Here is a 26,439-nt window from a genome sequence, read left to right as displayed (position 1 = left end):
CGGTGGGTCGCAGCGCGATGCATCATCCGCGCGCCGCGCGGCAGGTGCCGCGCAGGGTTGTTGTCGGGGCCACGCGAGCCCGGCTTACAGCGGCGATCCCATCCGATGCAAGGCCTCGAAGCGCTCAAGCCGATCGTCACCGCCTTGCTGCTGCCGCCGGTGCCGTGGCTGCTGCTCATCGTGCTCGGCGCACGTGCGTTGCCCAGGCGCCCGGCGCCGGGGTGGGTGGCCATCGTCGCGGGCGTACTGCTCGTCTGGCTCGGCTGCTGCACCGCGCCGGCGCGCTGGGTGCATCGGCAGCTCGCGCTCGATCCCCCGCCGCTCGACGGCGCCGCGCTCGCCGCGATGCAGCAGGACGCCGACGCGGCGCACACGACGATCCTCGTGCTGGGCGGCGGCATGACCGCGTCGCAGGAAGAGCCCGGCCGAGGCGAGTTGAACCGCCATTCGCTCGAGCGGCTGCGCGCCGGCATCCGGCTCGCGCGCGCCAGCGGCTGGCCGCTGGCCTTCTCCGGCGGCCAGGGCTGGGCGCAGCGTGACGGCCTCGCCGACAGCGAGGCCGCGGCAGCCCGGCGCAGCGCCGAGCGCGACTTCGGCTTCACGCTCGCGTGGCTCGAAGCCGATTCGCGCGACACCGCCGAGAACGCCACCCGGTCGGTCGCGCTGCTGCGCGAGCGCGGCGCCAAGCGCGTGCTGCTGGTCAGCCATGGTTCTCATCTGCCGCGCGCGCGCAGGCTGTTCGAGCGGGCGGGCGGCGGCGCGCTGACGGTCATCGCTGCGCCCGTGCCCAGCTTCGGCGATGCGCAGTCGCCGTGGCTCGAGTGGCTGCCGAGCAGCCAAGGCTTCGAGACGATGCGCAGCGGCTTGCGCGAGGCGCTCGGCCTCGCCTTCGTGCGCCTGGCCTCGGGCGTGCAGCCGCAGGAGGCGAGCCCTGAAAGGTCAAACCCCTCCCGGCCTTGACGGTGGGAGGGGTGAGGCGGCTCGAAGGCCACCGGGTGGAACTCCGGGCGTCTCGGCCCGGGGGTCCTGGCGCGCAGAGACTGCGTCCATGAGGTGCCTGTTCGACAGGCGCGGCCAGCTTAAACCCGCGTCGACCGCTCGCGCCAACGCAATGCTTCTATGGCCCGGCGCGAAGTCATTGCTCCTGCGCGCCGCCCAGCCGAGCGCCGCCGCGACGGCCCAGCACGTCCTCGACCAGCGCATCGACGCGCTGCTCGACCGCCGCATCCATCACGATCGCACGGCCCCATTCGCGCGTCGTCTCGCCGGGCCACTTGTGCGTCGCGTCGAGCCCCATCTTGCCGCCCAGCCCGGAGACCGGCGACGCGAAGTCGAGGTAGTCGATCGGCGTGTGCTCGACAAGCGTGGTGTCGCGCACCGGATCCATCCGCGTGGTGATCGCCCAGACCACTTCCTTCCAGTCGCGGATGTCGATGTCGTCGTCGGTCACCACGATGAACTTCGTGTACATGAACTGCCGCAGGAAGCTCCAGAGCCCGAACATCAGCCGCTTGGCGTGGCCGGGGTAGGCCTTCCGGATGCTGATCAGCGCGAGGCGGTAGCTGCAGCCCTCGGGCGGCAGGTAGAAGTCGGCGATCTCGGGGAACTGCCGCTTGAGGATGGGCACGAACACTTCGTTGAGCGCGACGCCGAGCACCGCCGGCTCGTCCGGCGGCTTGCCGGTGTAGGTCGAGTGGTAGATCGCGTTCTCGCGATGCGTGACGCGGTCGAGCTCAAACACGGGGAACCAGTCCTGCTCGTTGTAGTAGCCGGTGTGGTCGCCGAACGGGCCCTCGAGCGCATGCAGGTAGCCGCCGCGTTCGCAGAGCTTCACGCCGTACTCGCTTTCGCCGACGAAGCCTTTCGCCGCCGGCGCGAGGTGGCCTTCCAACACGAACTCCGCGGTCGCCGGCACCTGCAGGCGGTGCTCGCCTTCGCCGACGCCGCAGGCGACCAGCTCGGTGCGGCTGCCACGAAGCAGGCCGGCGAACTGGTATTCGCCGAGGGTGTCGGGCACCGGCGTCACGGCGCCGAGGATGGTCGCTGGGTCGGCCCCCAGCACCACCGCGACCGGAAACGGCCGGCCTGGATTCGCCTGCGCGAACTCGCGGAAGTCCAGGGCACCGCCGCGGTGGGCCAGCCAACGCATGATCGTTTGGCGCGGGCCAATCACCTGCTGGCGGTAGATGCCGAGGTTCTGCCGCTTGCGCGGGCGCGCGACGCTCTGCGGGCCGCGCGTCACGACGAGCCCCCAGGTGATCAGCGGGCCGGCGTCGCCGGGCCAGCAGGTCTGTACCGGCAGCCGGGCGAGATCGATGTCGTCGCCTTGCCAGACGACCTGCTGGCAAGGGCCGGAGCGCAGCACCGCCGGCTTCATCGACCAGACCGCCTTGATCATCGCGGCCAGCTTGCCGGCGTCCTTCATGCCGGCCGGCGGCTCGGGCTCCTTCAGCCGGGCCAGCATCTCGCCGACCTCGCGCAGCTCGGCCACGTCGGCCCGGCCCATGCCCAGCGCGACCCGCTCGGGCGTTCCGAACAGGTTGACCAAGGCCGAGAATTTGTAAGAGGTGGCGCCGTCGAACGGTCGTTCCAGAAGCAGAGCCGGGCCGCCGGCGCGCAGGACCCGGTCAGCGAGCGCCGTCGCCTCAAGCCGCACCGACACCGGATCGGGCAGGCGGCGCAATTCGCCGCGCTCGGCGAGGGCTTGCAGAAACCCGCGTAGGTCGGCGTACTTCATGCCTTAGCGCTATAACTCATGGCAGCCTTAAGCTTGACCGGTAATTAGCCGGCTCTTTAGACTGCCAGCCGCTCTACGGGATAACCCGGGACCGACGCCACCGTCGGGTGCCGAACCACGGGCCCGCGGGATGCCCTGAGAGGCGGCGGCTGCGGATTATGGCGAGGCCTGCCGCACCGGTTCGGCCCTCATGCCTGCTGAAGGAGAGACATGAATAAAGACAACTCATTGGAACGGCTGCTTGTTGCCAGCCAGATGCGCCTGCGCTCGATCGGCCGGCCGGTGCGCGTGTTTGCCGGCGACGTCGGACACGGCTTGCTCGAGGTCTGCCACAACTCGCTTGCGGTGATCGGCCTGGCCGTCGTCGCGACGATCCTTTTCTTCGCAAGCCGCGCCGACCTGCGGCAGTCCATGGAAGCCCGCGCTTACGGTTGGCTTCAGGCACGCCAGGAGGCGCCGGTCGAGCCGGCCGTGGCCGATGCTCGAATCGACACGGTGCGAGTGAGCGACGCGAGTGCCGTCAGCCGCGCCACCGCGATCGATCCGACCGAGCTGGACCGCCAGCAGGCCGCCGTGGCGAGCTGGCTCGCGCGGCGCTACCGGGTCGCGCAGGAGCCGGTCGGCCGGCTGGTGCACGAGGCCTGGCAGATCGGCCAGCGCACCCGGATCGAGCCGACGCTGATCCTCGCGATCATGGCGATCGAGTCGAGCTTCAACCCGTTCGCGCAAAGCCCGATGGGCGCGCAGGGGCTGATGCAGGTCATGACCCACGTGCACGACGACAAGTACGAAGCCTTCGGCGGCAACCACGCGGCCTTTGACCCGGTGACCAATCTGCGCGTGGGCGTGCAGGTGCTGCGCGAGTGCATCGCGCGCGCCGGCAGCATCGAGGCGGGGCTGCGCTACTACGTCGGCGCGGCGAACCTGCCGGCCGACGGCGGCTACGCAGGCAAGGTGCTGGCCGAACAGGCTCACCTGCGGGCAGTCGCCGCGGGGCGGCGTGTCGCGATCAATGCACCGAACACGCCGCCTCCGCCGGCGGTCGAGACTGTGGCGCCTGCAGAACAGAAGGCCGCGTCGCTCGGCGATCAGCAGTTCGCGTTGCGCTGAGCCGAAGGCGAGCCTCACCTCGCCGTCGTTAAACTGCGGCGGACTCCGCAGGCGCCCGGCCTCGGAGCTTTTCGCGGGGCCGGCGATCCGTCCCTGCTCCTCCGAGGACCGTGCCATGTTCGACCGCAGTGCTTCCACCGTCGCCCAGATCGATCCGGAAACCTGGGCCGCGATCCAGGCCGAGAACCGGCGCCAGGAAGAGCACATCGAACTGATCGCCTCGGAGAACTACACCAGCCCGGCGGTGATGCAGGCGCAGGGCAGCCAACTCACCAACAAGTACGCCGAGGGCTACCCCGGCAAGCGCTATTACGGCGGCTGCGAAAACGTCGATGTCGTCGAGCAACTGGCGATCGACCGGCTCAAGCAGCTCTACGGCGCGAACTTCGCCAACGTGCAGCCGAACTCCGGCTCACAGGCCAACCAGGCGGTGTTCCTCGCCCTGCTGAACCCCGGCGACACGATCATGGGCATGAGCCTCGCCGAGGGCGGGCACCTGACGCACGGCATGGCGCTCAACATGAGCGGCAAGTGGTTCAAGGTCGTGAGCTACGGCCTCAACGCCAAGGAAGAGATCGACTACGACGCCATGGAGCGTCTGGCCCACGAGCACAAACCCAAGCTCATCATCGCCGGCGCCTCGGCCTATGCGCTGCGTATCGACTTCGAGCGTTTCGCGAAGGTGGCCAAGGCGGTCGGCGCGATCTTCATGGTGGACATGGCGCACTACGCCGGCCTGATCGCCGCGGGCGTCTACCCGAACCCGGTGCCGTTCGCCGACGTGGTGACCTCCACCACCCACAAGAGCCTGCGCGGCCCGCGCGGCGGCATCGTCGTGATGAACAACGAGGACGTCGCCAAGAAGATCAACAGCGCCGTGTTCCCCGGCCTTCAAGGCGGCCCGCTGATGCACGTGATCGCCGGCAAGGCGGTGGCGTTCAAGGAAGCGCTGACGCCCGAGTTCAAGGCCTATCAGCAGCAGGTGGTGAAGAACGCCGACGTGCTGGCGAAGACGCTGGTCGAGCGCGGCCTGCGCATCGTCTCGGGCCGCACGGAAAGCCACGTGATGCTGGTCGACCTGCGGCCGAAGAACCTCACCGGCAAGGAAGCCGAAGCGGTGCTCGGCATGGCGCACATGACCTGCAACAAGAACGGCATCCCGAACGATCCGCAAAAGCCGATGGTCACCAGCGGCATCCGCCTCGGCAGCCCGGCGATGACGACGCGCGGCTTCAAGGAGGACCAGGCACGCGCCACCGCGCACCTGATCGCCGACGTGCTCGACAAGCCGCACGACGAGGCCAACCTCGCAGCGGTGCGCGCCAAGGTCGCCGCCTTGACACGCGACTTCCCCGTCTATCGCTGAACCACCGGAGGCGGCCACGCGCCGCCTGAACCATGCGCTGCCCCTTCTGCAGCAACGAGGACACGCAGGTCGTCGAGACCCGCGAGTCCGACGAGGGCGACGTGATCCGCCGCCGCCGCCGTTGCATCGCTTGCGACAAGCGCTTCACCACCTACGAACGCGCGGAACTCGCAATGCCCGCGGTCGTCAAGAAGGACGGCACGCGCGGCGAGTTCGACCGGCAGAAGATCCGCGCCTCCATGCAGCTCGCGCTGCGCAAGCGGCCGGTGAGCACCGACCAGGTCGATGCCGCGCTCGCGCGCATCGAAGAGAAGCTGCTTGCGACCGCGGCCAACGAAGTGCCTTCCGCCAAGATCGGCGAGATGGTGATGCGCGAGCTGAAGAAGCTGGACAAGGTCGCCTACGTGCGCTTTGCGTCGGTGTACCGGAGCTTCGAAGGCGTCGACGAATTCAGCCGCCTGATCCGCGACATCTGAGGCGCCACCTCTTCGGGCGAACGGCTGCATCGCCCGCGCGACCCTCTCCGGTGGGGCAGCCACGGCACGCATGAGTCCGTAAATTTCTTCCATCGCGAACGGACCGATCCGTCGCGAAACACAGGGAAGAAACATGACGAACCCACGACGCGCCGGCGCGCGCGCGATGCGCGGCTTCACCCTCGTTGAAATCAGCGCGACGCTCGCCGTCGCGGCGACCCTGGCAACCGTCGCGCTGCCTAGCTTCGGGCCGATGGTCGAGCGACGCCAAGTCGAGGGCGCGACGAGCCAGCTCGTCGCCGATCTCCACTTCCTGCGCATGCAGGCCGTGACGCGCAACCGCCCGCTGCGCATCAGCTTCGGCCATCACGCCGACGGCAGCAGTTGCTACGTGCTGCATGCCGACGCACCGGCCCAGCAAGACTGCACGACCGAGGCGGAGCCCATCAAGACGGTGCGGCTCGCGGCAACGTCGCGCCTGCGGCTCGAGGCCAACGTCGCGTCGATCGTGTACGACCCCGGCTACGGCACCAGCACGCCGGCGGGGACGCTGAAGATGAGCGCTGCCGGCGGTACCGCGCTGCACGGCGTCGTCAACATGATGGGCCGCGTGCGCGTCTGCGCGCCCGGCGGCGGGTTCGCCGGCTACCGAGCATGCTGAGGATCACGATGGCACGCGGCTTCAGCCTGATCGAGCTGCTGGTGGCGCTGAGCGCCGCCGCGGTGCTTGCGGGCATCGCCCTGCCGAGCTTTTCGCAGGCATTGCAACGCAGCCGCCGCATCGAAGCGGTGACGGCGCTGATGCAGCTGCAGCTTGCGCAGGAGCGTTGGCGTTCGAGCCATCCCGGCTATGCCGACGACCTGGCGTCGCTCGGCCTCGACGCCGCGGCAGGCCGGCACTACCGGCTCGCGATCCTCGACAGCGGTATCCAGCGCTACACCGCCGTGGCGACGGCGGTCGGCGCCCAAGCCGGCGACGCAGCCTGCACCAGCCTCGGCCTGACGCTCTCCGGCGCCACGCAAACCCTGCATTCGACCGGCCGCGCGAGCACCGCCGAATGCTGGAGACGCTGATGCCGCACACGCCACGTCGGCGCTGCGCCGGCTTCACGCTGGTGGAGCTGCTGGTCGGCTGCGCCCTCGGACTTGCGCTCGGCGCGATCGCGCTGTCGCTGTTCGCACAGCAGGTTCGCGCACAACGCGAGCGGCTGGTCGAAGCGCGGTTGCAGCAAGACTTGAGCGCCGCGGCCGATCTGCTGGTGCGCGGCCTGCGCCGGGCCGGACATCGCGGGCTCACTTTGGACACGGGCCCGAACCCCTATGGCGCGATCGAACTGGGCGACAGCTCGGTCGTCTTCGGCCACTCGCGCGACGGCGTCGAGGACGGCCGGCTCGACCCCCACGAGCGAGCCGGCTTCCGCCTTGCCGACGGTGCCCTGCAGGCGCAGGTCGGCGGACGCTGGCAGGCATTGACCGATCCGGCCGTGGTCGCGATCGAGCACTTCGGCGTGGTGCTCGACCAGCGCCGCATCGATGACGGCTGCGCGAGGCTCACGGTTCGCCTGCTGCGTCTCGAGATCGTGGCGCGCCCGGCCCGCCAGCGCGAACCGCTGCGCCGAATGCACGCCAGCGTCATGCCGCGCAACGACGACACCGACGAGGCCGCATGCGCGGCGCCCGCATGAGGCGCGGCCAAGGCGGCCTGGCCGCGATCGCCTTCGTCGCGCTGCTGCTCTTCGTGATGAGCCTCGCGTTGCTGTGGAGCGGCCGCGGACTGCTGTTCACCCAGAAGGCGGCAGCGAACCAGTCGCGCCAGGCGCTGGCGTTCGCCGCCGCCGAGTCCGGCCTCGCATGGGCCGAAGCGCGCCTGAACGACGGACGCGCGATCGACGAGCGTTGCGGCGCAACCGCCACCGGGCCGACCTACCGCGACCGCCATGCCGCGCCGTGGGTGGCGAGTCCGTCGGACGGCGTATCGCCCGAAGCGGCCGCCGGCTACGAGCCGCCGCCCGGCCCCCGCGCGCTGTGCCGCATCGACCCGCTCGGCATCGATTGCCGCTGCCCGGCTCGCCCCGTCGGCTCGCGCGAGGCGGTCGAGCTCGACGCGGCGCCCGGCGCACGCTTCTCGGTCGAGCTCGCCGCGGTGACGGGCGATCCGCGCAGTCTCTGGATCGTCTCGCGCGCCTGCAGCGGCGCCTGGTCGGCCTGCGGCGCCGGGCTGGCCGACGAAGCGCAGGCGGTGGTGCGTGCCCGGCTCCGGCTCGTCGAGCGCCAGCCGAACGGCGATCGGGCCGCCGCCTTGCGCCGTGACCCGCTGGTCCTCGTGCCGGCGAGCTGGCGCGACGGCCGCTGCCTCGCGGCGTCGATGCTCGAGCCCTGCGGCTTCGAACCATGAGGAGGCCCGCTTCTCCTGGCTTCGCTTTGGTCGAAGCGCTGGTCGCCGCCGCGATCTTCGGCCTCGGCGCGCTGGCGCTGACGCAGCTGAACGCTTCGCTCGTGCGCCATGCCGAAGCCGCGCAGCATCGCAGCGAGGCGACGCTGCTCGCACAGGCGCAACTCGACGAACTGCGGGCCGCGCTCGCGGGGCTTCCGCCCGAAGCGCCCCTTCCGGTCGACATCGGCCACTTCGACGGCGCAGCGGTGATCGGCGCGGACGCGCCGGCGAACGCGACGACCGCCTTCGATCGCCGCTGGCGCGTGCAGGCGGCTGCAGCCGACGACCCGGCTCTGCGCCGCATCGACGTGCAGGTGCGCTGGGTCGACCGCGACGGTCGGGTGGACCCGGGCGTCGCGCTCGCCCTGCTGCTGCCGGCACGCGACCCCGCGCGGCGGCTGCCCGCTGCGCCCGGCGAGCCGCCGCGCTGAATCGCGACGGCGCTCGGCTCGAAGCGCAGCAGGGCTGGCGTTATCGTCGCCGGCATGCCGATGCCGACCGACGCACGATCTCGCGAGCTGTGGGCGCAGGCGCTGGTCGAAGCCGAGCAGGCCGTGGGCGTGAGCGACCCGAATCCGCGGGTCGGCTGCCTGATCACCGATGCCGAAGGCCGCGTGCTGGGCCGCGGCTCGACGCAGGCCGCCGGCGGCCCGCACGCCGAGGTGATGGCCCTGCGCGCGGTGGCCGAAACCGGCGCGACGGCGCGTGGCGCGACCGCCTGGGTGACGCTCGAACCCTGCTCGCACCACGGCCGCACGCCGCCGTGCTGCGAGGCGCTGACTAAAGCCGGCATCGCGCGCGTGGTTGCGGCGCTGCGCGATCCGAACCCGCTGGTCGGCGGCCAGGGGCTGGCGAAGTTGGCCGCCGCAGGCCTCGAGGTCCACCTGCTCGACGCGGACGACCCGGTCGCGATCGCCGCGCGCGAACTCAACATCGGCTTCGTCTCGCGCATGGAACGCGGCCGGCCATGGGTGCGGATGAAGATCGCCGCGTCGCTCGACGGCCGCACCGCCCTCGACGACGGCGCGAGCCAATGGATCACCGGCGAAGCCGCGCGCGCCGACGGCCACGCCTGGCGCCGCCGCGCCAGCGCGGTGCTCACCGGCATCGGCACCGTGCACGACGACGACCCTCGGCTCGACGTGCGGCTCGTGCCGACGCAACGGCAGCCGCTGCGCGTCGTCGTCGATTCGCGGCTCGAGATCGCGCCTGCCGCGCGCATCCTGCAGCCGCCCGGCGAGGTGCTGCTGGTGCACGCAGGCGAGGCCGACGCGAGCTTCGCCGGCGCGCAGACGCTCGCGCTCCCCGGCCGCGCCGGCAAGGTCGATCTAGTCGCGCTTCTGGACGAACTCGCGCAGCGCGGCGTCAACGAACTGCACGTCGAAGCCGGCCACAAGCTGAACGGCTCCTTCGTGCGCGAAGGCCTGGTCGACGAGTACCTGATCTACCTTGCGCCCAAGCTGATCGGTGCCGGCCGCGAGATGGCGCGCTTCGGGCCGCTCGCACGGCTGGCCGATGCGGTCGCGCTCGACTTCCATGCGGTCGATCGCATCGCCGCCGACCTGCGCGTGCTCGCGCGGCCGCGCTCGGCGTCGAGCCGCTGAGACAATCGCCGCCATGTTCACCGGCATCGTCGGCGGCGTGGGCCGCATCGTTCGCATCGAGGAGTTCGACGGCGGCTCTTCGCAGCACGGCAAGCGGCTCGCGATCGAGGCGCCGCCCGGCTTCCTCGACGACGTCGCGCTCGGCGACAGCATCTCGATCGCCGGCGCCTGCATGACGGTGACGAGCTTCGACGCGGGCGCCGCGCGCTTTTCGATCGACATCTCGGCCGAGAGCCTGTCGAAGACCGCCGGGCTCGACCGGCCCGGCCCGGTCAACCTCGAAAAGGCGCTGCGCGCGTCCGACCGGCTCGGCGGTCACCTGGTCAGCGGCCACGTCGATGGCCTCGGCCGCGTCGTGCGCTTCGAGCCCTTCGGCGAATCGTGGCGGCTGGCGATCGCGATGCCGCGCGAGCTCGGCCGCTTCATGGCCGTCAAGGGCTCGATCGTCGTCGACGGGACGAGCCTCACCGTCAACCGCGTCGAGGACGGCACCGACGCGACCGAAGTCGAGATCAACCTGATCCCGCACACCCTTGCGACCACGACGCTCGGCAGTCTCGAAGCGGGCCGCGCCGTCAACCTCGAGATCGACCTGATCGCCCGCTACGTCGAGCGGCTGCTCGCCGCGCGCTGAGCGAGCTCCTGCGCGCCCGAACGGCACTTTTGCCGCATCGGCGCCGACCGGGCGATGCCCGCGCGCGACGCGGCGGCCGCATGCCCCCTCCTAGAATCCGCGCATGCCGATCGCCCCCATCCCGGAGCTGATTGCCGAGATCGCCGCCGGCCGCATGGTCATCCTCGTCGACGAGGAAGATCGCGAGAACGAAGGCGATCTGGTCATCGCCGCCGAGCACGTGACGCCCGAGGCGGTGAACTTCATGGCGCGCTACGGCCGCGGTTTGATCTGCCTGCCGCTGACGCGGGAACGCTGCGAACGACTCAACCTGCCGCCGATGGCACCGCGCAACGGCACGCGCCACGGCACCGCCTTCACCGTGTCGATCGAAGCGGCCACCGGCATCACGACCGGCATCTCGGCCGCGGATCGCGCGCGCACGGTGCAGGCCGCGGTCGCGCGCGACGCGAAGGCCAGCGACCTGGTGCAGCCCGGCCACATCTTTCCGCTGCAGGCGCAAGACGGTGGCGTGCTGATGCGCGCCGGCCACACCGAGGCCGCCTGCGACCTCGCACAGATGGCCGGGCTGACGCCCGCCGGCCTGATCTGCGAGGTGATGAAGGACGACGGCACGATGGCCCGACTGCCCGACCTCGAGGTGCTGGCACAGGAGCACCGGCTCAAGATCGGCACGATCGCCGACCTGATCGAGTACCGCAGTCGCCATGAAACGCTGATCGAGCGCGTCGCGCAGCGGCCGCTCGACACCGCGCAGGGCCGCTTCGAATGCCATGCGTTTCGCGACCGCTCGGGCGGCCTGCACCTCGCGCTCGCGCTGGGCCGCTGGGCCCCGGCCGACGAAGTGCTCGTGCGGGTGCACGAGCCGCTGTCGGTGCTTGATTGGCTCGACGAGGGCCGCTGCGGCCATTCGTGGCCGTTGCCGGCGGCGCTGGCCGCGCTGCAGCGCGCCGGCCGCGGCGTGGCGGTGTTGCTCAACTGCGCCGAGTCCGACGAAGGCCTGCTGCACCGGCTGGTCGCGGGCAGCGACCGGCCGACGCCCGCGCGCGCGCCGATGGACCTGCGCACCTACGGCGTCGGCGCCCAGGTGCTGCGCGAACTCGGCGTGCAACGCATGAAGCTGCTCGGAAGCCCGAGGCGCATGCCGAGCATGGCCGGCTACGGGCTCGAAGTCACCGGCTTCATCGCGGCCGACTGATGTTGACCACCCCCGTTGCGGCTTCGCCGCGCCCCCTCGACGGGGCGCCCCGAACGGCCCGGCAGAGCCGGATCCGTCGCTGCTGCCGGCAGGGACGGCTCGTCGGTCAGCGCTTCTGTCTTTGAGGAACATCGGCATGCAAAGCGCGGACGGCGGCGAAACCATCTTCGGCCACACGGTGGCCGAGCTCGAAGGCGACAGCCTGCGCATCGCGATCGTCCAGGCGCGCTTCAACGTGCACATCACCGACCGGCTCACCCAGGCCTGCCTCGGCGAGCTGGCCGAGCTGGGCGTCGCGAAGAAGTACATCGAGCACCACTCGGTGCCGGGCGCGCTGGAAATCCCGATCGTGCTGCAGACGCTGGCGCAGCGGCAGGACTTCGATGCGCTGATCGCGATCGGCTGCGTGATCCGCGGCGAGACCTACCACTTCGAGCTGGTGTGCAACGAGAGCGCGGCCGGCATCACCCGCATCGGGCTCGACCACCAGACGCCGATCGTCAATGCGGTGCTGACCACCGAGAACGAGGACCAGGCGCTCGCACGCGCCGACGACAAGGGGCGCGATGCGGCCCGGGTCGCGGTCGAGATGGCGAACCTGATGGAGGAGCTGTCGTGAGCGAGGCCCCGCCGGCCCAGCCGGACGGCGCAGCCGCCCAGAAGAAGGGGCCCACCCGCTCGGCGCGCCGCCGCGCGCGCGAACTCGCGCTGCAAGGGCTCTACCAGTGGCTGCTGACCGGCGAAAGCACCGCCGGCATCGCCGCCCATGTGCGCGAGCAGGACGGTTATGCGCGGGCCGACAGCGAGCACCTCGAGGCGTTGCTCTACGGCTGCATCGAGGAGGCGAAGGCGCTCGATGCGCAACTGGGCCGCCACGTCGACCGCAAGACGAGCGAGCTGTCGCCGATCGAGCATGGCGTGCTGATGATCGGCGCCTACGAACTCGCGCACTGCATCGAGATCCCCTACCGCGTCGTCATCAACGAAGCCGTCGAGCTGGCCAAAAGCTACGGCGGCACCGACGGCCACAAGTACGTCAACGGCGTGCTCGACAAGGTGGCCGGCGAGCTGCGCGCGATCGAGGTGCAGGCGCGGCGCGCGGCCGCGGGATGAGAACCGCCCGGCGGGTCGACCGGATCGACCCGTTCTACGTGATGGAGTGCGCCAAGGCGGCGCAGCGCATCGCCGCGACGCCCGCCTGCGACCCGGCCCGCGGCGGCGAGCCGATGCTCTACCTCAACATCGGCGAGCCCGACTTCGGCGCGGTACCGGCGGTCGCCGAGGCCGCGCGCGCCTGCCTCGCCGACGTGCGCACGCAGTACACGCAGGCCGCGGGGCTGCCGGCGCTGCGCGAGGCGATCGCGGGCTGGTATGCGACACGCTGGTCGCTCGACGTGGACCCGGCGCGCATCGTGGTCACCGCCGGCGCCTCGGCCGCGTTGCAGCTCGCGACGCTGCTGCTGTTCGAAGCCGGCGACGAAGTGCTGATGCCGGACCCGAGCTACCCCTGCAACCGCCACTTCGTCGCCGCCGCCGACGCGACGCCCGTGCTGCTGCACTGCGGGCCGCCACAGCGGTACCAGCCCGATGCCGGGCAGATCGACGCCGCCTGGACCGACGCGACGCGCGGCGTGCTGCTGGCCTCGCCGTCGAACCCGACCGGCACCTCGATCGCCTTCGACGAGCTCGCACGCATCGTCGATGTGGTGCGCGTACGCGGCGGCGTCACGCTGATCGACGAGATCTACCTCGGCCTCAGCTACGAGGCCGCCTACTCGCGCAGCGCGCTCGCCCTGCCCGGCGCGGCCGACGCGCTGATCTCGATCAACAGCTTCTCGAAGACCTTCTGCATGACGGGCTGGCGGCTCGGCTGGCTGGTGCTGCCGGCCGCGCTGGTGCCCGCGGTCGAGAAGCTCGCGCAGAACCTCTACATCTGCCCGTCGAGCCTCGCGCAGCACGCGGCGCTGGCCTGCTTCACGCCCGAGTCGCTGGCTGAGGTGGAACGGCGCCGGCTCGTGTTCCAGGCGCGGCGCGACTTCATCGTGCCGCGGCTCGAGGCGATCGGCCTGCGCGTGCCGGTGCGGCCCGACGGCGCCTTCTACGCGTGGATCGACGCCTCGGCGCACACGCAAGACAGCTGGCGCTTCGCGTTCGAGCTGATGGAGCGCGCCCACGTCGCGCTGACACCCGGGCGCGACTTCGGCCGCCACGGCGTCGAGCGCTACCTGCGGCTTTCCTACGCGACGGGGCTCGAGCAGCTCGACGCCGCGGTGGGCCGCCTGGAGCGCGTGCTCGGCTGACGCCGCCGCCCGGCGCCGTGCGGCGGCGCCGCTTCGCGAAGCATTCCGCGCGATATGCCACGGCACGTCGCATCACGCCGCCCGGCATCGGCCGCGCCGTCTTGAGAGCGCGCACGACGTTGGTCTAAGCTCGCCCGCGTGGAAACTTTGAAGACGTCCACGGCCCCGAAGGGCTCGCTCGCGCATGCCGTCGAAACGGCGGAGGTCGAAGACACGGTGCTGATGGCCGACCTGCCGGCGCGCGAGTCGCTGCCGGGGGAGATGCCGACGATCGGCCAGATCGGCCGCTACGCGCTCAAGTACCGCATCGGTGACGGCGGCCTGGGCACCGTGTACGCCGCCGAGGACCCGCTGCTGTCGCGGCGCGTCGCGATCAAGACGCTGAACCTCACGCCCGGCCACCCGACCGGCGAGCTCGGGACCGACGCGCGCGAGCCGTTCAACGCGATGTTCCTGCACGAGGCGCGCGCCGCGGCGCACCTGAGCCACCCGCACATCGTCACCGTCTTCGATGCGGGCCTGAGCCCCCAGGGCGCCTACATCGCGATGGAGCTGCTCAAGGGCAAGGACCTGCGGCACCTGCTCGCCGAAGGCTGGCGGCCCACCGTGGGCCAGGCCGCACTCATCATCCGCCGCGTCGCGGATGCGCTGGCCTATGCGCACAGCAAGGGCGTGGTGCATCGCGACATCAAGCCGGCCAACATCTTCATGGTCGGGCGCACGCAGCCGAAGGTGCTCGACTTCGGCATCGCCAGCATCGCGCACGGCCGCGAGAGCGGCGGGGCGAGCGGCGGCTCGCCGCACTACATGGCGCCCGAGCAAGTGCGCAACGCCGCGACCGACCGGCGCACCGACGTGTTCTCGCTCGGCGTGGTGCTGTACGAGCTGCTGACCGGCTTTCGCGCCTTCGACGGCGGCTCGCTCGCGGCGATCGCGAGTGCGGTCACCGACTTCGATCCGCCCCCGGCCGACGAGGTGAGCCCGCAGGCGCCGCGCGCGCTCGCAGCGATTGCCGCGCGCGCGATGGCGAAGCGGCCCGAAGACCGCTTCCGCTCGGCGCGCGCGCTGTCGAAGGACTTGCAGGACTGGCTCAAGGCCAACCCGCAGACGCTGCAGTCCGGCGAGGACGACGCGCCGGCCGCTGCGAAGCTCTGGCCGCGCGCGATGGTCGCTGCCGGCATCGCGATCGGCTGCGGCGTGATCGGCGTCGCCGGCTGGGAGGCGCTCGAGACGAAGGCGCGCAACGAGGCGCTGCAGGCGCTTGCGGCCACGGCATCGGCGGCTGCGGCGGCCGAAGCCGCCAGTGCGGCCGAAGCGGCGAAGCAGGCATCGGCACCCGCGATCGCCGCCGCGCCACCGGCGTCCGCGGCCAGCGGCACGCTGTCGATCGCGGTGAGCCCATGGGCCGAGGTCGAGATCGACGGCCGGCGGGTCGGCACCGCGCCGCCGCTGAACCGCTGGGAGCTCGCAGCCGGCGAGCACGAGGTGACCTTGCGCAACTCCGGCTACGAGCCGCACACCGTCAGGATCAACGTCGGCCCGAACGAGAATCTGCTGCTCAAGCACCGATTCGGACCATGACCTCTTCCCCCTCCTTGCGCCGGCAGTCGAGCCTTGCGCTGCTGCTGGCCTCGGGGCTTGCGGTGGTCGCGGCTTGCGCCCCGACGCTGCCGCCGGCCCCGGCCGCACCGCCGGCGCCGATCGCACCGCCTCCCGAGCCGCCGCCTCCAGCGCCACCGCCCGCGCCCCCGCCTCCCCCCGCGCCGGCACCGCCGATCGGCGTCGTGGAACTCGCGTCGCGTGCCGGCGAGCAGGCGCTGCTCGCCGGCCTGCGGGCCTACGACGACGGCCAATACGTGCTGGCCGAACAGAAGCTGCGCGCGGCCCTGAAGGCCGGCCTTGCCGCGCCGAAGGACCGCGCGGCCGCGCACAAGACGCTCGCTTTCGTCTACTGCACCAGCGATCGCCTGCCGCGCTGCGAAGCGGCGTTCCGCGCGGCGCGCGCCGCCGATGCGAAGTTCGCGCTGAGCAAGGCCGAGGCGGGGCACCCGGTGTGGGGCCCCGTCTACCGCCGCGTGCTCAACCCGCGCTGACGATCTTGCGCACGGCCTTTCCCCTGGCTCGGCTGGGTGCGGAGCCCGCGGGCGAGCCGACCGAAGCATTCCGCTTCCCGGTGCGCGTCTATTGGGAGGACACCGACGCCGGCGCCGTCGTCTTCTACGCGAACTACCTGAAGTTCTTCGAGCGCGCGCGCACCGAATGGTTGCGCTCGCTCGGCTTCAGCCAGGAGGCGATGCGCGCGCATGACGGCGTGATGTTCGTCGTCAGCGAAACGCGCGTGCGTTACCTGCGCCCCGCGCGGCTCGACGACGCGCTCGACATCACCGTCGCCGTGCTCGCGCAGCGCCAGGCGAGCATCGACGTCGCGCAGCGCTGCCTGTGCGCGGGGCAGCTGCTCGCCGAAGGCACGATCCGCATCGGCTGCGTGGACGCAGGAACCTTCCGTCCGCGTCGCATTCCGAGTCCGCTCCTCCAAGCCCTGACATGAACACACAAGACCTCTCGATCGTCAACCTGCTGCTGCATGCGAGCTTCGTCGTGCAGCTGGTCGTCGCGCTGCTGCTGGCGGTGTCGCTCGCGAGCTGGACGGTGATCTTCGGCAAGCTCTTCGGCTTGAAGCGCGTGCGCGACTCGAACGAAGGCTTCGAGCGCGAGTTCTGGTCCGGCCAGAACCTGCAGGACCTGTACGCCGACGCCTCGAAGAAAGCCGACGACGCGGGGCCGATGTCGCGCATCTTCGCGTCGGGCATGCGCGAATTCCTCAAGCTGCGCGAGCGCCGCGTCAACGATGCCGGCGCGCTGCTCGACGGCGCGCGCCGCGCGATGCGCGCGAGCTTCCAGCGCGAGCTGGACACCGTCGAATCGAAGCTGAGCTTCCTCGCCTCGGTCGGCTCGGTGTCGCCCTATGTCGGCCTGTTCGGCACGGTGTGGGGAATCATGCATGCCTTCACCGGCCTGGCGAACCTGCAGCAGGTGACGCTCGCCACCGTGGCGCCGGGCATCGCCGAGGCGCTGGTCGCCACCGCGATCGGCCTGTTCGCCGCGATCCCGGCGGTGCTCGCCTACAACCGCTTCGCGCGGGACATCGATCGCATCGCGATCCAGATGGAGACCTTCATCGAGGAGTTCTCCAACATCCTCCAGCGCAACATCGGCCAGGCGGCGGTGCACTGACATGACGACCCCCACGCTCACTTCGTTCACTGCCCCCCGAGGGGGCGCTCAGTGCCTTCGGGCGGCTGGACGGCACTGATGGCCAACGTCGCGATGCGCCCCGGCGGCAGCCGCCGCCGCACGATCAACGAGATCAACATGGTCCCGTTCATCGACGTGATGCTGGTGCTGCTGATCATCTTCATGGTCAGCGCGCCGCTGATCTCCCCGAGCGTGATCGACCTGCCGTCGGTCGGCCAGGCCAAGCGGCAGCCCGACAAGGTGATCGAGATCGTCGTCAACAGCGACGACACGCTGAAGCTGCGCATGAACGGCAAGGACGAAGCCGCGCGCGTCGGGCTCAAGGAAGTCGCCGCGCGCGTGGCCACGCTGCAAGGCGGCAGCGTGAACACGCCGGTCGTGATCCAGGCCGACCGCAACGTGAAGTACGAGCAGGTCGTCAAGGTGATGGACACCCTGCAGAAGGCCGGCGTGCAGCGCGTCGGCCTCGCGGTCAAGGCGACCGGAGCCTGATGAACGCGGCAACACCCGACGACCTGCGCCCGCGCAAGCCGGACCGCCTCACGCGCGGCGCGGTGCTCGCGCTCGTCGCGCATGCGGTGCTGGTGCTCGCGCTGACGCTGGGCGTGAGCTGGCGCACGTCGGAGCCGGCGGGCGTCGAGGCCGAGCTGTGGGCCGCCGTGCCCCAGGCGGCGGCGCCGCGCGCGGTCGAGCCCGAGCCGCCGAAGCCGCTGCCGCCCGAGCCGAAGCCGGAACCCAAGCCCGAGCCGAAGCCGCCGGCCGAAGCCAAGCCCGAGCCGCCGCCGAACCGCGATGCCGAGATCGCACAGGAAAAGCGCGAGCAGAAGGAAAAGCTCGAGCGTCAGCGTCTCGAAGAGGAGAAGCGCGAAGCCGAGAAGAAGAAGGAAGCGCAGGAACGCCAGCGGGCCGAACAGCAGGCGGCGAAGCTGGAAGCCGAACGAAAGAAGAAGGCCGAAGCACAGCGCATCGCGCAGCTCGAAGCGCAGCGTCAGGAGAACCTCAAGCGCATCCTCGGCCAGGCCGACGCCACCGGCTCGGCCACCGACACCGGCAGCGCCGCGCAATCGGCCGGTCCGTCGGCCAGCTACGCCGGCCGCATCAAGGCACGCATCAAGCCGAACATCGTGTTCAGCGACGACGACATCCCCGGCAACCCGGTCGCCTCGGTCGAGGTGAAGGTCGCGCCCGACGGCACGATCACCGCGCGCCGACTCGTGCGCAGCAGCGGCGTCGCCGCCTGGGACGACGCGGTGCTGCGCGCGATCGACAAGACCGAGACGCTGCCGCGCGACACCGACGGCCGCGTGCCGCCGTCGATGGCGATCGACTTCCGGCCGCGGGATTTTTGAAGCCGGCTGGCCCCTGGCAAGTCCGCCTCAGCCTGCGGCGCGCCCGATGGCGGCCAGCGGCGCGGCCGGGCCCTTGCGCATGCGACGCCGCGGCGACCGGCCGGACCGGTTGCCGCGGTGTCACAGCCGCTCTTGCGACTGAACGACGATGCCCGTCAGCGCCGGCGGAAGCAAGTCACGGCGCGTCTTGCCGTCGACGAACCGCAACTGCAATTGGTAGCCGCCGTTGGCGAGAACGAGGTTGGCCTGCGTTGCCCCGTTGGAGAGGTCGACGGTCTTGACGAGCCGGTCGCCCTGCAGCACGTCAAGGATGAAATGGCCGGAGCGCTCGGCCGTCAGCGTGGAAGCACAGACGCCGAAGCCGTCGACGCCGAAGCGCACGTTGAACGGGCTCGTCACCGCCTCTCCGTCGCGAAGGTTGAGCACCTGCAGCGGCTCGGCCGGTCCGCGAGGGCGGGCGAGTTCGTCTTGGTACCAGGAGCGGCAGGTCGCGTCGAAATTCTGCCGATCGATGCGCAAGGGCTCGCCCGAGCGCCGTCCGATCACTTCGATCTCGACTTCCTTGCTGTAGACGAAGTACGGCCGGTGGTCATGGTCAGCGAACAGCAGGCGCAGCGTGTGCCGGCCGGCAGGCAGGTCGAGGACGGCGCCGGTCTGACCCTTGCCGAAGTGCTTGTGCGTATCGCTGAACGGAATCTTCGCGCCGATGTCGATCGGCAGCGGGGTGTCGATGAGGATGTGGTGGTGGCCCGTGCCCGGGAGTACCGCGCCGGCCGGCGCGACGCCCATGCCGCGTACGGCGAAGTCGACCGCGAACGGACTGCGCAGCCGGTGCGCCCGCTCGATGTTGGAGAACGCAACCATCGTCGGTTCGCGCAAGTCGACGCGAGTGCGTTCACGGGTGTAGCGCAGCCAGCACTGGCGCTGCAGTTCGTCGGCCGGCAGCGGGGCCGCGACGGCGATCGGGGGAAGAAGGCAGACGCCCAACACCAACCCGCGCAAAGAAAGAATGCTCATGTCGCTCCTCGACGTCCGTCGCCAACTTCGGCTGCATGACGCGGCCACTTGAGGACGAATTTCGCGGATGCGGCTGCAAGCTCCTGATGCATCTCGAGGAGGCTTGGGAAGGCAAGCCGAACCTTTCCGGGCACGTGTTCAGCGGGCCCGCCCCGCGACCCTGGGCCACCACCAGGCGTCGAGCGAAAGCTTCCCTGGCCCCCACAGCACCACCGCGGCGAGCAGGCAGCCCCAGAAGACGTGCTGCTGCAGCGCGGGCTCGGGGATGTCCTCCAGGCTCAACACCGCGACGACGTTGACGACCGACAGCCCGAGCGCGCCGAAGCGGCCGAAGAGGCCCAGCACGAGCAGCACCGGCAGCACCAGTTCGCCGCCGGTGCCCGTCCAGGCCGCGAGCTTCGGGGACAGCAGCGGCACCTTGTATTCGTCCTGGAACAGCGCGAGCGTCGTGTCCCAGTCCTGGAGCTTCGTCAGGCCCGAGCGAAAGAACGCCAGGCCCACGTGCACGCGCGCGGCCAGCAGCGCGAGCGGCTGCAGCGCGTCCAGGACGCGGGCGGCGAAGCGGCTCGCGGCCAGCGGGGTGTCAAGCCAGGTCGGGGTCATCTCGGGTCCTCCTCGTTCACAGGTTCGACGCGCCAGAGCCAGCCGCGCGGCAGCGCGCGCAGCAGCCAGTCGCTGAAATCGAAGGGCGCGGCGTCGTTCGCGGTCGCCGTCGTGTTCGCCGCAGTCCTTGCCTCAGCAAGCGACCAGCCGGCATCGATTGCGCGCATCCACGCGAAGCTCGCCGCGTCGATCGGCTCGATCATGGCGCGCCACTGCGTGCGGGCGACGACCACCTGCTGTGGCGCCGCGTCGGCCAGCGCCGCGCGCAGCGCCGCCTCGTCATGACCGACGTCGCGCCGGTGCGCCGCGCGGATGTCGGCAACCGCATGACGGCTCGCGAGCAACCGCAGCGACGGCGCAAGCCGCAAGCGCAAGGCCTGCGGATCGCGCTCGGCCAGCAGCGCGAGCGAGGCATGGTCGAGCTCGGCATCGGCCGCCGATTCGCAGTCACGCACCAGGAGATCGAGCCGCGCGACGTCGGCGAGGAAGGGCCAGGGGTCAAGGTCGCGCTCGGCCTCGATGCGCGCCGGCAGCGCCTCGCCCCACTGTGCAAGATCGCCGCGGCGCGGCGGCGATGCACGCCACAGGCTCTTCGCGAGCCGCGCGAACGGCTCGTCGCCGAGCAGCGCGGCGACGGTCGGGCAGGCCGCGGCGAGCGCGCGCTCGGCGAGGCTGGCCGCGTTGGCGCGGTAGGCCGAAAGGCCGCGGCGGCGGCGCTCGCCCTGCTCGCGCACGGCGGCGGCGGCATCGATCGGCGCGCCGAGCAGCGCGGCGACGAAAGCCTGCTGGCGTGCACGCTCGCGCTGGCGAGCGGCGTCGTCGCGGTTCATCGCGGCGCCCGCCGGGCGTCGGGCGCCGCGGCTTCGCCGATCAGCGCCGTGGCGTGCGCCGCCTCGTCGAGCAGCACGTCGAGCGCCGGCAGGTCGGTGTCCCATTCGATCAGCGTGGGCCGCGCGCCGATGCACGCGAGGGTGTGCGCGTAGACCGCCCACACCGCCTCGCTCGTGCGGCTGCCGTGGTCGTCGATCACGAGGCTTGCCGTGTCGCAGTGGCCGGCGAGGTGGATCTCGCCGATCGACGCGGCCGGCAGCGCATCGACGAAGCGGCAGGCCGCCTCGACGGCGCGGCGGGTCTCGTCGTGCGCGTCGCCGCTCGCGCGCGCCTCGTTGATCGCGTTGACGACCAGGTTGTTCAGGTCGAGCAGCAGGCCGCAACCGCTGCGCCGCGCGAGCGTGGCGAGGAAGTCGGTCTCGGGCATCGCGTCCGCGGCGTCGAACGAGAGGTAGGCCGAGAGGTTCTCGACCAGCAGCGGCCGGCGCAACCGCTGCTGCACGCGATCGACGTTGTCGCAGAGGATGTCGAGCGAGGCCGGCGTGAACGCGATCGGCAGCAGGTCGCTCGCATGCACGAGCTCGGGACGCGCCGAAGCCTCCGGCCGCCACGCCGCACGCGCGAAGCAGGCGTGATCGGAGACCCGCACCGGCTCGATCGCATCGACGAGCGCGCAGAGCTTGTCGAGATGCCAGTCGTCGATGCCGACCGCCGAGCCGAGCGCGAGGCCGACGCCGTGCAGGCTCACCGCGTGCGAAGCCCGCACCCCGCGCAGCACCGCGAGCGCCGCGCCGCCCGCGGCGAAGAAATTCTCCGAATGGACCTCGACGAATCCGAGCGCCGGCCTGCGCTCGGCGAACTCGGCGTAGTGCGGCTGACGCAGACCGATGCCGACGGCGGGGGCCGTCGCCGCATCGGTCGGCGCCCGCCGCGCGGCGGCCTTCGACGATGGGGCTTTCGCGTTCATCGTGAAGGTCGGCGTGCGGCGCGGCGATACGTCTTCAGCGTGCGCCGATCACTTCTTCATCGACTCGAGCTTCTTTTTTGCGTCGGCCGCGCTGAGGCCGCCCATCGAAGCGCAGCTGCCCTTGGCGACGTACTTCCATTCGCCCGCGGCGTTGTCTTCCTTTGACTGGCCGGCGCAGGAATGCGTGCCGGCGAGGTTGGCGCAGTCGTTCTGGCCGGCCTTGGCGATGCCGTAGCACTTCTCCTTGCCGGCATCCTGCGCGGCCGCGGTGCCGACGAGGCCGAGCGCGAGGATGGAAGCGAGCGCCGACGAGGCAATGAGACGTTGGGACATGGTGAGCTCCTGGTGGTTGCTTGTTGGATGCGCCGCGAGACGCGACGTGAGCCTCGGTCGCACGGCCGGCTTCATCCTTACACTGCGCCGCGCCGCGAGCGAGGCATCGCCCCGCGCGGCACTCCACCTTCGATGGCCGTCGCCGACCTCGCCACCCTGCTCGCGACGCTGCGTCCGCAGCTGCTGCGCTATGCCCGGCTGCAACTGCGCAACGATGCCTGGGCCGAAGACGCGGTGTCCGAGACGGTGATCGCCGCGCTCGAGAAGCCCGAAGCCTTCGAAGGTCGCGCGCAGCCGAAGACCTGGCTGATCGGCATCCTGAAGCACAAGCTCGTCGATCAGGTGCGCAAGCACGGCCGCGAAACGTCGCTGACGAGCGAGGACGACGAGGCGCCGATCGAGGATCTGCTGTTCGACGAGACGAACCACTTCCGCGACGTGCCGCTCGAATGGGGCGACCCGCAGGCGGTGGTCACGCAGACGCAGTTCATCGCGGTGCTCGATGCCTGCGTCGAGAAGTTGCCGAACCAGCTCGGGCGCGTCTTCCTGATGCGCGAATGGCTCGAGCTCGAAACCGACGAGATCTGTAAGGAGCTGGCGATCACCTCGACCAACCTTTGGGTCATGCTGCACCGCGCACGCCTGAGGTTGCGCGAATGCCTGCAGATCCAGTGGTTCGGGGAAGCGGCGGTAGCCGCGACCGGGCCCGCCGCCAAGCCGAAACCGAAACGTCGATGAAGCTGCCCCTGCGCCGCACCTGCCGCGAAGCCGCGCTGCTGATGAGCACGCGCAACGATCGCGAACTGCCCTGGACCGAGAGGCTGGCGCTGCGCCTGCATCTCGCGGCCTGCGACGCCTGCCCCGCCTTCGACCGGCAGATGCGCCTGATGGACGAAGCGATGGGCCGATGGCGCGCCTACGTGCAGCGCGACGAGTAGTTCCGCGAAGCGCGGCCGTCGCGCCGAACAAGCGCAAAAGTCCTACAGCGAGAAGCGCCGGCTGCGGCGTGCGCGCACCACGGCGCCTGTCTACATTGCCGGCCGATCAGGACTCGCCTCGTGTCGATGAGCGAATACGACCCCTTCCGCGCCCCGCCCCCCGACCGCCCCGCGATCCGCCTCGGCACCGACACGCTCGGCAGCGAGGACCACGACATCTTCTTCGCCGCCGTCGAGACGACGCGCATGCCGATGCTGATCACCGATCCGCGCCGGCCCGACAACCCGATCGTCTTCGCCAACCAGGCCTTCCTGCACATGACCGGCTACACGCCGGCCGAGCTGATCGGCCGCAATTGCCGTTTCCTGCAGGGGCCCGAGACCGACCCGGCCACCGTCGATGCGGTGCGCGAGGCCGTGCTGTCGCAGCGCGAGATCGCCACCGAGATCCTCAACTACCGCAAGGACGGCAGCAGCTTCTGGAACGCGCTGTTCATCTCGCCGGTGCGCAACCGCGCCGGCGAGCTGACCTACTTCTTCGCCTCGCAGCTCGACGTGAGCCGCCGCCGCGACGCCGAGGTCGCCTTGCGGCAGGCACAGAAGATGGAAGCGCTGGGCCAGCTCACCGGCGGGATCGCGCACGACTTCAACAACCTGCTGCAGGTCATCTTCGGCCACCTCGACGTGATCCGGCTGGTCGGCGCGGGCGACGCCTCGGTGCAGGCGAAGAGCCTCGCGAGCATCCGCAACGCCGCCGAGAAGGGCAAGGCCCTGACGCAGCAGCTGCTCGCCTTCGCGCGCAAGCAGCAGCTGCAGGGCCGGGTGATCAACCTCAACGGTCTGGTCGCGCAGCTCGGCGAGCTGGCGGCGCGCACGCTGGGCCGCAATGCCGAACTGAAGACCGAACTGGCCGCCGACCTGTGGAACTGCCGGATCGATCCGACGCAGGCCGAAGTCGCGATGCTCAACCTGCTGATCAATGCGCGCGACGCGATGCCGCACGGCGGCACCGTGCGCATCGAGACCGCGAACTGCGAGGTCGGCGAAGGCGAGCTGAACGGCTCGGGCCTGCCGCTGCCGGGGCGCTATGTCTGCGTCTCAGTCATCGACGACGGCGAAGGCATCGCGCCCGAGCTGCTGGGCCGCGTGATGGAGCCCTTCTTCACCACCAAGGAAGACGGCGCCGGCACCGGCCTGGGCCTGGCGATGGTGTACGGCTTCGCGAAGCAGTCGGGCGGCGCCGCGACGCTGTACTCGGAGGTCGGCGTCGGCACGACGGTGCGGCTGTGCTTCCCCGCCACCGACGCGGAGTCCGCCCACGCCGAGCCGCGCGCCGCCGCGGCCCACCTCACCGGCAGCGAGCGCGTGCTCGTGGTCGACGACCGCCCCGAGGTGGCCGAGATGACCGAGCTGATGCTTTCCAGCCTCGGCTACCGCACCACCTGCTTCACGCGCGCGGCCGACGCGCTCGCGCACCTCGAACAGAACCGGCAGTTCGACCTGCTCGTCAGCGACTTGATCATGCCGGGTGGCATGAACGGCGTGATCCTCGCGCGCCGCGCGCGGCAGCTGCTGCCGAAGCTGAAGGTGCTGCTGACCACCGGCTTCGCCGACGCCTCGCTCGAGCGCAACGGCGGCGGCGACAGCGAGTTCGAGATGATCTTCAAGCCCTATGGACAGGGCGAGCTGGCGCGGCGGGTCCGCCAGGTGCTGCAGGGTCCGACCGGCGTGAGCTGACCGTTCTAGGCCGCCGAGGCCGACGCCCCGGGCCCGCACGGACAGGCCACAAGAGCTAGGGCCGAGCAGGGCCTCCAGCCCTGCGGCGCCGCGGCGGGAAGCGCCACCACGCCGCCGCGACCGCCAGGGCGAACACGGTGTAGGCGGCCGTGAAGGACCACGCCGGGCCCTCGTAGAAGATCAACCACTGCAGCCAGTGCTCCACGAAGCTGCGGGTGTAGCCCGCCGCGCCGCCCTGCATGCGCAGCCACGATTCCAGCGTCGTCAGCGGACACGTCGCACCGAGCCAGGCCTGCGCGACGACGCAGCCGATCGCCGCGAGATGCGCCAGCCGGAACCACCAGCCACGCACCCAGCGCCAGCCCAGCGCACCGCCTGCAACGATGGCGAGCAGGCCGCCGACGACGAAGCCCACCACGCCGAAGTGCAAGGCGAGGACGGCATCGGCAAGGAATTGCCAAGGCGTGGCCGGGCTGGAAGTGGGCAGGCGGTCGGATTCTGGAACCGCCCGCCCCGGTCTCGCGCCGGTGCGCGTCAGTGGTGCGCGCCCCAGCCGCCGCCACCGGGCGTTTCGACGACGAACACATCGCCCGCTTGCATCTCGACGCTGCCGATGTGGCCCAGCGCCTCGACGCTCCCGTCGGCGCGCTCGACGCGGTTGACGCCGGGGGCGCCGTCCGCCGCGCCGGCCAGCCCGAACGCCGGCACCACGCGCCCGTTGGAAAGGATGCTGGCGGTCATCGGCTCGAGGAAGCGCAGGCGCCGCACCGCGCCGTCGCCGCCGCGATGCCGGCCGGCGCCGCCCGAGCCGGCACGGATGGCGTAGCTCTCCAGCCGCACCGGGAAGCGGAACTCGAGCACTTCGGGATCGGTGAGCCGCGAGTTGGTCATGTGGGTCTGCACGACGCTCGTGCCGTCGAAACTCGGCCCCGCGCCGCTGCCGCCGGCGATCGTCTCGTAGTACTGGTGGTGCGCGTTGCCGAAGGTGAAGTTGTTCATCGTGCACGGTCCTGCGGCCATCACGCCGAGCGCGCCGTAGAGCGCGTTGGTCACGCACATCGAGGTCTCGACGTTGCCGGCCACCACCGCCGCCGGAGAACGCGGGTTGAGCATCGAGCCTTCGGGGACGATCACCTTCAGCGGCTTCAGGCAGCCGGCGTTCAGCGGGATCTCGTCGCTCACCAGCGTGCGGAACACGTAGAGCACGGCCGCCATGCACACGGCCCTGGGTGCGTTGAAGTTGTTGGTCTGCTGCGGCGAGGTGCCGGTGAAGTCGATCTCCGCCGAACGCGAGGCCGCGTCGACCCGGATCGCGACGTGGATCTGCGCCCCGTTGTCCAGCAGCAGCGTGAACTGGCCGTCCTTCAGGCGGGTGATCACGCGGCGCACCGACTCCTCGGCGTTGTCCTGCACGTGCCGCATGTAGGCCTGCACCACGTCCAGCCCGAACTGCCCGACCATCCGCCGCAGTTCCTGCACGCCCTTCTCGTTGGCCGCGATCTGCGCCTTGAGGTCGGCCATGTTCTGTTCGGGATTGCGGCTGGGGTGCT

At 71.0% G+C, this 26,439-nt stretch carries 32 protein-coding genes; 24 read left to right on the top strand and 8 right to left on the bottom strand.

Annotation, left to right across the window (positions count from 1 at the left end):
* The first annotated feature begins 105 nt into the window (after nucleotides 1-105).
* Nucleotides 106-960, top strand: a complete 855-nt coding sequence (locus VFR90_RS00310) for a YdcF family protein (protein WP_326403886.1) — start codon at nucleotides 106-108, stop codon at nucleotides 958-960.
* Nucleotides 961-1,135: 175 nt separating this feature from the next.
* Here VFR90_RS00310 and VFR90_RS00305 read toward each other — a convergent pair whose 3' ends face one another.
* Complete coding sequence (locus VFR90_RS00305; protein WP_326403884.1) at nucleotides 1,136-2,737, bottom strand: UbiD family decarboxylase domain-containing protein; 1,602 nt, start codon at nucleotides 2,735-2,737, stop codon at nucleotides 1,136-1,138.
* Nucleotides 2,738-2,992: 255 nt separating this feature from the next.
* On the opposite strand from VFR90_RS00305, the gene VFR90_RS00300 reads away from it, so the two are divergent.
* From VFR90_RS00300 to tolA, 20 genes are all read left to right on the top strand, one after another.
* A complete protein-coding gene (locus VFR90_RS00300) occupies nucleotides 2,993-3,847 on the top strand; it encodes a lytic transglycosylase domain-containing protein (RefSeq protein WP_326404192.1) in 855 nt (284 codons plus the stop codon).
* A 115-nt stretch (nucleotides 3,848-3,962) separates the two neighbouring features.
* Entirely contained in the window at nucleotides 3,963-5,213 is a 1,251-nt protein-coding gene (glyA, locus tag VFR90_RS00295; RefSeq protein WP_326403883.1) for a serine hydroxymethyltransferase, read from the top strand.
* 32 nt (nucleotides 5,214-5,245) lie between these two features.
* A complete protein-coding gene (gene nrdR / locus VFR90_RS00290; protein WP_326403882.1) occupies nucleotides 5,246-5,689 on the top strand; it encodes a transcriptional regulator NrdR in 444 nt (147 codons plus the stop codon).
* Nucleotides 5,690-5,822: 133 nt separating this feature from the next.
* Nucleotides 5,823-6,350, top strand: a complete 528-nt coding sequence (locus VFR90_RS00285) for a GspH/FimT family pseudopilin (RefSeq protein ID WP_326403881.1) — start codon at nucleotides 5,823-5,825, stop codon at nucleotides 6,348-6,350.
* 8 nt (nucleotides 6,351-6,358) lie between these two features.
* Nucleotides 6,359-6,763, top strand: a complete 405-nt coding sequence (locus VFR90_RS00280) for a type IV pilin protein (protein ID WP_326403880.1) — start codon at nucleotides 6,359-6,361, stop codon at nucleotides 6,761-6,763.
* Complete coding sequence (locus tag VFR90_RS00275; protein WP_326403879.1) at nucleotides 6,748-7,374, top strand: PilW family protein; 627 nt, start codon at nucleotides 6,748-6,750, stop codon at nucleotides 7,372-7,374. The genes VFR90_RS00280 and VFR90_RS00275 overlap by 16 nt, the downstream gene beginning before the upstream one ends.
* The gene (locus tag VFR90_RS00270; RefSeq protein WP_326403877.1) at nucleotides 7,371-8,084 is read left to right on the top strand and encodes a pilus assembly PilX family protein; all 714 of its coding nucleotides are present in this window, start codon (nucleotides 7,371-7,373) and stop codon (nucleotides 8,082-8,084) included. Before VFR90_RS00275 ends, VFR90_RS00270 begins: the two co-directional genes overlap by 4 nt.
* Nucleotides 8,081-8,554: a prepilin-type N-terminal cleavage/methylation domain-containing protein gene (locus VFR90_RS00265; RefSeq protein WP_524538605.1), complete on the top strand. Its 474-nt coding sequence runs from the start codon at nucleotides 8,081-8,083 to the stop codon at nucleotides 8,552-8,554. The genes VFR90_RS00270 and VFR90_RS00265 overlap by 4 nt, the downstream gene beginning before the upstream one ends.
* Before the next feature lie 60 nt (nucleotides 8,555-8,614).
* Nucleotides 8,615-9,727 (top strand): bifunctional diaminohydroxyphosphoribosylaminopyrimidine deaminase/5-amino-6-(5-phosphoribosylamino)uracil reductase RibD, encoded by a 1,113-nt coding sequence (gene ribD / locus VFR90_RS00260; protein WP_326404191.1) that lies wholly within the window; start codon nucleotides 8,615-8,617, stop codon nucleotides 9,725-9,727.
* Nucleotides 9,728-9,740: 13 nt separating this feature from the next.
* Nucleotides 9,741-10,361: a riboflavin synthase gene (locus VFR90_RS00255; RefSeq protein ID WP_326403874.1), complete on the top strand. Its 621-nt coding sequence runs from the start codon at nucleotides 9,741-9,743 to the stop codon at nucleotides 10,359-10,361.
* Nucleotides 10,362-10,464: 103 nt separating this feature from the next.
* Nucleotides 10,465-11,559 carry a bifunctional 3,4-dihydroxy-2-butanone-4-phosphate synthase/GTP cyclohydrolase II gene (gene ribBA, locus VFR90_RS00250; RefSeq protein ID WP_326403873.1) on the top strand — a complete coding sequence of 365 codons (1,095 nt, stop codon included), beginning with the start codon at nucleotides 10,465-10,467 and terminating at the stop codon, nucleotides 11,557-11,559.
* Between the two features lie 136 nt (nucleotides 11,560-11,695).
* On the top strand, nucleotides 11,696-12,178 hold the full coding sequence (ribH, locus tag VFR90_RS00245; protein ID WP_326403872.1) for a 6,7-dimethyl-8-ribityllumazine synthase: 483 nt from the start codon (nucleotides 11,696-11,698) through the stop codon (nucleotides 12,176-12,178).
* Nucleotides 12,175-12,672 carry a transcription antitermination factor NusB gene (gene nusB / locus VFR90_RS00240; RefSeq protein ID WP_326403871.1) on the top strand — a complete coding sequence of 166 codons (498 nt, stop codon included), beginning with the start codon at nucleotides 12,175-12,177 and terminating at the stop codon, nucleotides 12,670-12,672. The genes ribH and nusB overlap by 4 nt, the downstream gene beginning before the upstream one ends.
* Nucleotides 12,669-13,859 carry a pyridoxal phosphate-dependent aminotransferase gene (locus VFR90_RS00235; protein WP_326403869.1) on the top strand — a complete coding sequence of 397 codons (1,191 nt, stop codon included), beginning with the start codon at nucleotides 12,669-12,671 and terminating at the stop codon, nucleotides 13,857-13,859. Before nusB ends, VFR90_RS00235 begins: the two co-directional genes overlap by 4 nt.
* 138 nt (nucleotides 13,860-13,997) lie before the next feature.
* A complete protein-coding gene (locus VFR90_RS00230) occupies nucleotides 13,998-15,440 on the top strand; it encodes a serine/threonine-protein kinase (RefSeq protein ID WP_326403868.1) in 1,443 nt (480 codons plus the stop codon).
* Nucleotides 15,437-15,952, top strand: coding sequence for a TssQ family T6SS-associated lipoprotein (locus VFR90_RS00225; protein ID WP_326403866.1), 516 nt, complete (start codon nucleotides 15,437-15,439; stop codon nucleotides 15,950-15,952). The genes VFR90_RS00230 and VFR90_RS00225 overlap by 4 nt, the downstream gene beginning before the upstream one ends.
* Nucleotides 15,953-16,032: 80 nt before the next feature.
* Nucleotides 16,033-16,407 carry a tol-pal system-associated acyl-CoA thioesterase gene (gene ybgC / locus VFR90_RS00220; protein ID WP_326403865.1) on the top strand — a complete coding sequence of 125 codons (375 nt, stop codon included), beginning with the start codon at nucleotides 16,033-16,035 and terminating at the stop codon, nucleotides 16,405-16,407.
* Nucleotides 16,404-17,093 carry a protein TolQ gene (gene tolQ, locus VFR90_RS00215; protein ID WP_326403864.1) on the top strand — a complete coding sequence of 230 codons (690 nt, stop codon included), beginning with the start codon at nucleotides 16,404-16,406 and terminating at the stop codon, nucleotides 17,091-17,093. The genes ybgC and tolQ overlap by 4 nt, the downstream gene beginning before the upstream one ends.
* 78 nt (nucleotides 17,094-17,171) lie before the next feature.
* On the top strand, nucleotides 17,172-17,606 hold the full coding sequence (locus VFR90_RS00210) for an ExbD/TolR family protein (RefSeq protein ID WP_326403863.1): 435 nt from the start codon (nucleotides 17,172-17,174) through the stop codon (nucleotides 17,604-17,606).
* Nucleotides 17,606-18,463 (top strand): cell envelope integrity protein TolA, encoded by an 858-nt coding sequence (gene tolA, locus VFR90_RS00205; RefSeq protein WP_326403862.1) that lies wholly within the window; start codon nucleotides 17,606-17,608, stop codon nucleotides 18,461-18,463. Before VFR90_RS00210 ends, tolA begins: the two co-directional genes overlap by 1 nt.
* Before the next feature lie 120 nt (nucleotides 18,464-18,583).
* Here tolA and VFR90_RS00200 read toward each other — a convergent pair whose 3' ends face one another.
* From VFR90_RS00200 to bufA1, 5 genes are all read right to left on the bottom strand, one after another.
* Nucleotides 18,584-19,480, bottom strand: a complete 897-nt coding sequence (locus tag VFR90_RS00200; protein WP_326403861.1) for a DUF4399 domain-containing protein — start codon at nucleotides 19,478-19,480, stop codon at nucleotides 18,584-18,586.
* 138 nt (nucleotides 19,481-19,618) lie between these two features.
* Nucleotides 19,619-20,083 (bottom strand): DoxX family protein, encoded by a 465-nt coding sequence (locus VFR90_RS00195; RefSeq protein WP_326403859.1) that lies wholly within the window; start codon nucleotides 20,081-20,083, stop codon nucleotides 19,619-19,621.
* Nucleotides 20,080-20,913, bottom strand: coding sequence for an HvfC/BufC N-terminal domain-containing protein (locus VFR90_RS00190; RefSeq protein ID WP_326403857.1), 834 nt, complete (start codon nucleotides 20,911-20,913; stop codon nucleotides 20,080-20,082). Before VFR90_RS00190 ends, VFR90_RS00195 begins: the two co-directional genes overlap by 4 nt.
* Nucleotides 20,910-21,881, bottom strand: a complete 972-nt coding sequence (locus VFR90_RS00185) for an MbnB/TglH/ChrH family RiPP precursor modification enzyme (protein ID WP_326403856.1) — start codon at nucleotides 21,879-21,881, stop codon at nucleotides 20,910-20,912. The genes VFR90_RS00190 and VFR90_RS00185 overlap by 4 nt, the downstream gene beginning before the upstream one ends.
* Before the next feature lie 48 nt (nucleotides 21,882-21,929).
* Nucleotides 21,930-22,214 carry a BufA1 family periplasmic bufferin-type metallophore gene (bufA1, locus tag VFR90_RS00180; protein WP_326403854.1) on the bottom strand — a complete coding sequence of 95 codons (285 nt, stop codon included), beginning with the start codon at nucleotides 22,212-22,214 and terminating at the stop codon, nucleotides 21,930-21,932.
* A gap of 132 nt (nucleotides 22,215-22,346) precedes the next feature.
* Here bufA1 and VFR90_RS00175 point away from each other — a divergent pair, with 132 nt between their 5' ends.
* From VFR90_RS00175 to VFR90_RS00165, 3 genes are all read left to right on the top strand, one after another.
* Nucleotides 22,347-22,952, top strand: coding sequence for a sigma-70 family RNA polymerase sigma factor (locus VFR90_RS00175; RefSeq protein ID WP_326403853.1), 606 nt, complete (start codon nucleotides 22,347-22,349; stop codon nucleotides 22,950-22,952).
* Nucleotides 22,949-23,152 carry a zf-HC2 domain-containing protein gene (locus VFR90_RS00170; protein WP_326403852.1) on the top strand — a complete coding sequence of 68 codons (204 nt, stop codon included), beginning with the start codon at nucleotides 22,949-22,951 and terminating at the stop codon, nucleotides 23,150-23,152. The genes VFR90_RS00175 and VFR90_RS00170 overlap by 4 nt, the downstream gene beginning before the upstream one ends.
* Nucleotides 23,153-23,278: 126 nt before the next feature.
* Complete coding sequence (locus VFR90_RS00165; protein WP_326404190.1) at nucleotides 23,279-24,889, top strand: histidine kinase famiy protein; 1,611 nt, start codon at nucleotides 23,279-23,281, stop codon at nucleotides 24,887-24,889.
* 55 nt (nucleotides 24,890-24,944) lie between these two features.
* Here the strand turns inward: VFR90_RS00165 and VFR90_RS00160 are convergent, their stop codons facing one another.
* Nucleotides 24,945-25,319 carry a DUF2784 domain-containing protein gene (locus tag VFR90_RS00160; protein WP_414676468.1) on the bottom strand — a complete coding sequence of 125 codons (375 nt, stop codon included), beginning with the start codon at nucleotides 25,317-25,319 and terminating at the stop codon, nucleotides 24,945-24,947.
* A 104-nt stretch (nucleotides 25,320-25,423) separates the two neighbouring features.
* On the bottom strand, nucleotides 25,424-26,439 hold a 1,016-nt coding region (locus tag VFR90_RS00155), incomplete at its 5' end, for a hydantoinase B/oxoprolinase family protein (protein WP_326403851.1).

The organism is Methylibium sp. (assembly GCF_035762065.1).
Lineage (GTDB): Bacteria > Pseudomonadota > Gammaproteobacteria > Burkholderiales > Burkholderiaceae_C > Methylibium.
Note: the sequence above shows the minus strand (reverse complement) of the source record. Positions and strands in the feature narration are given on the sequence as shown.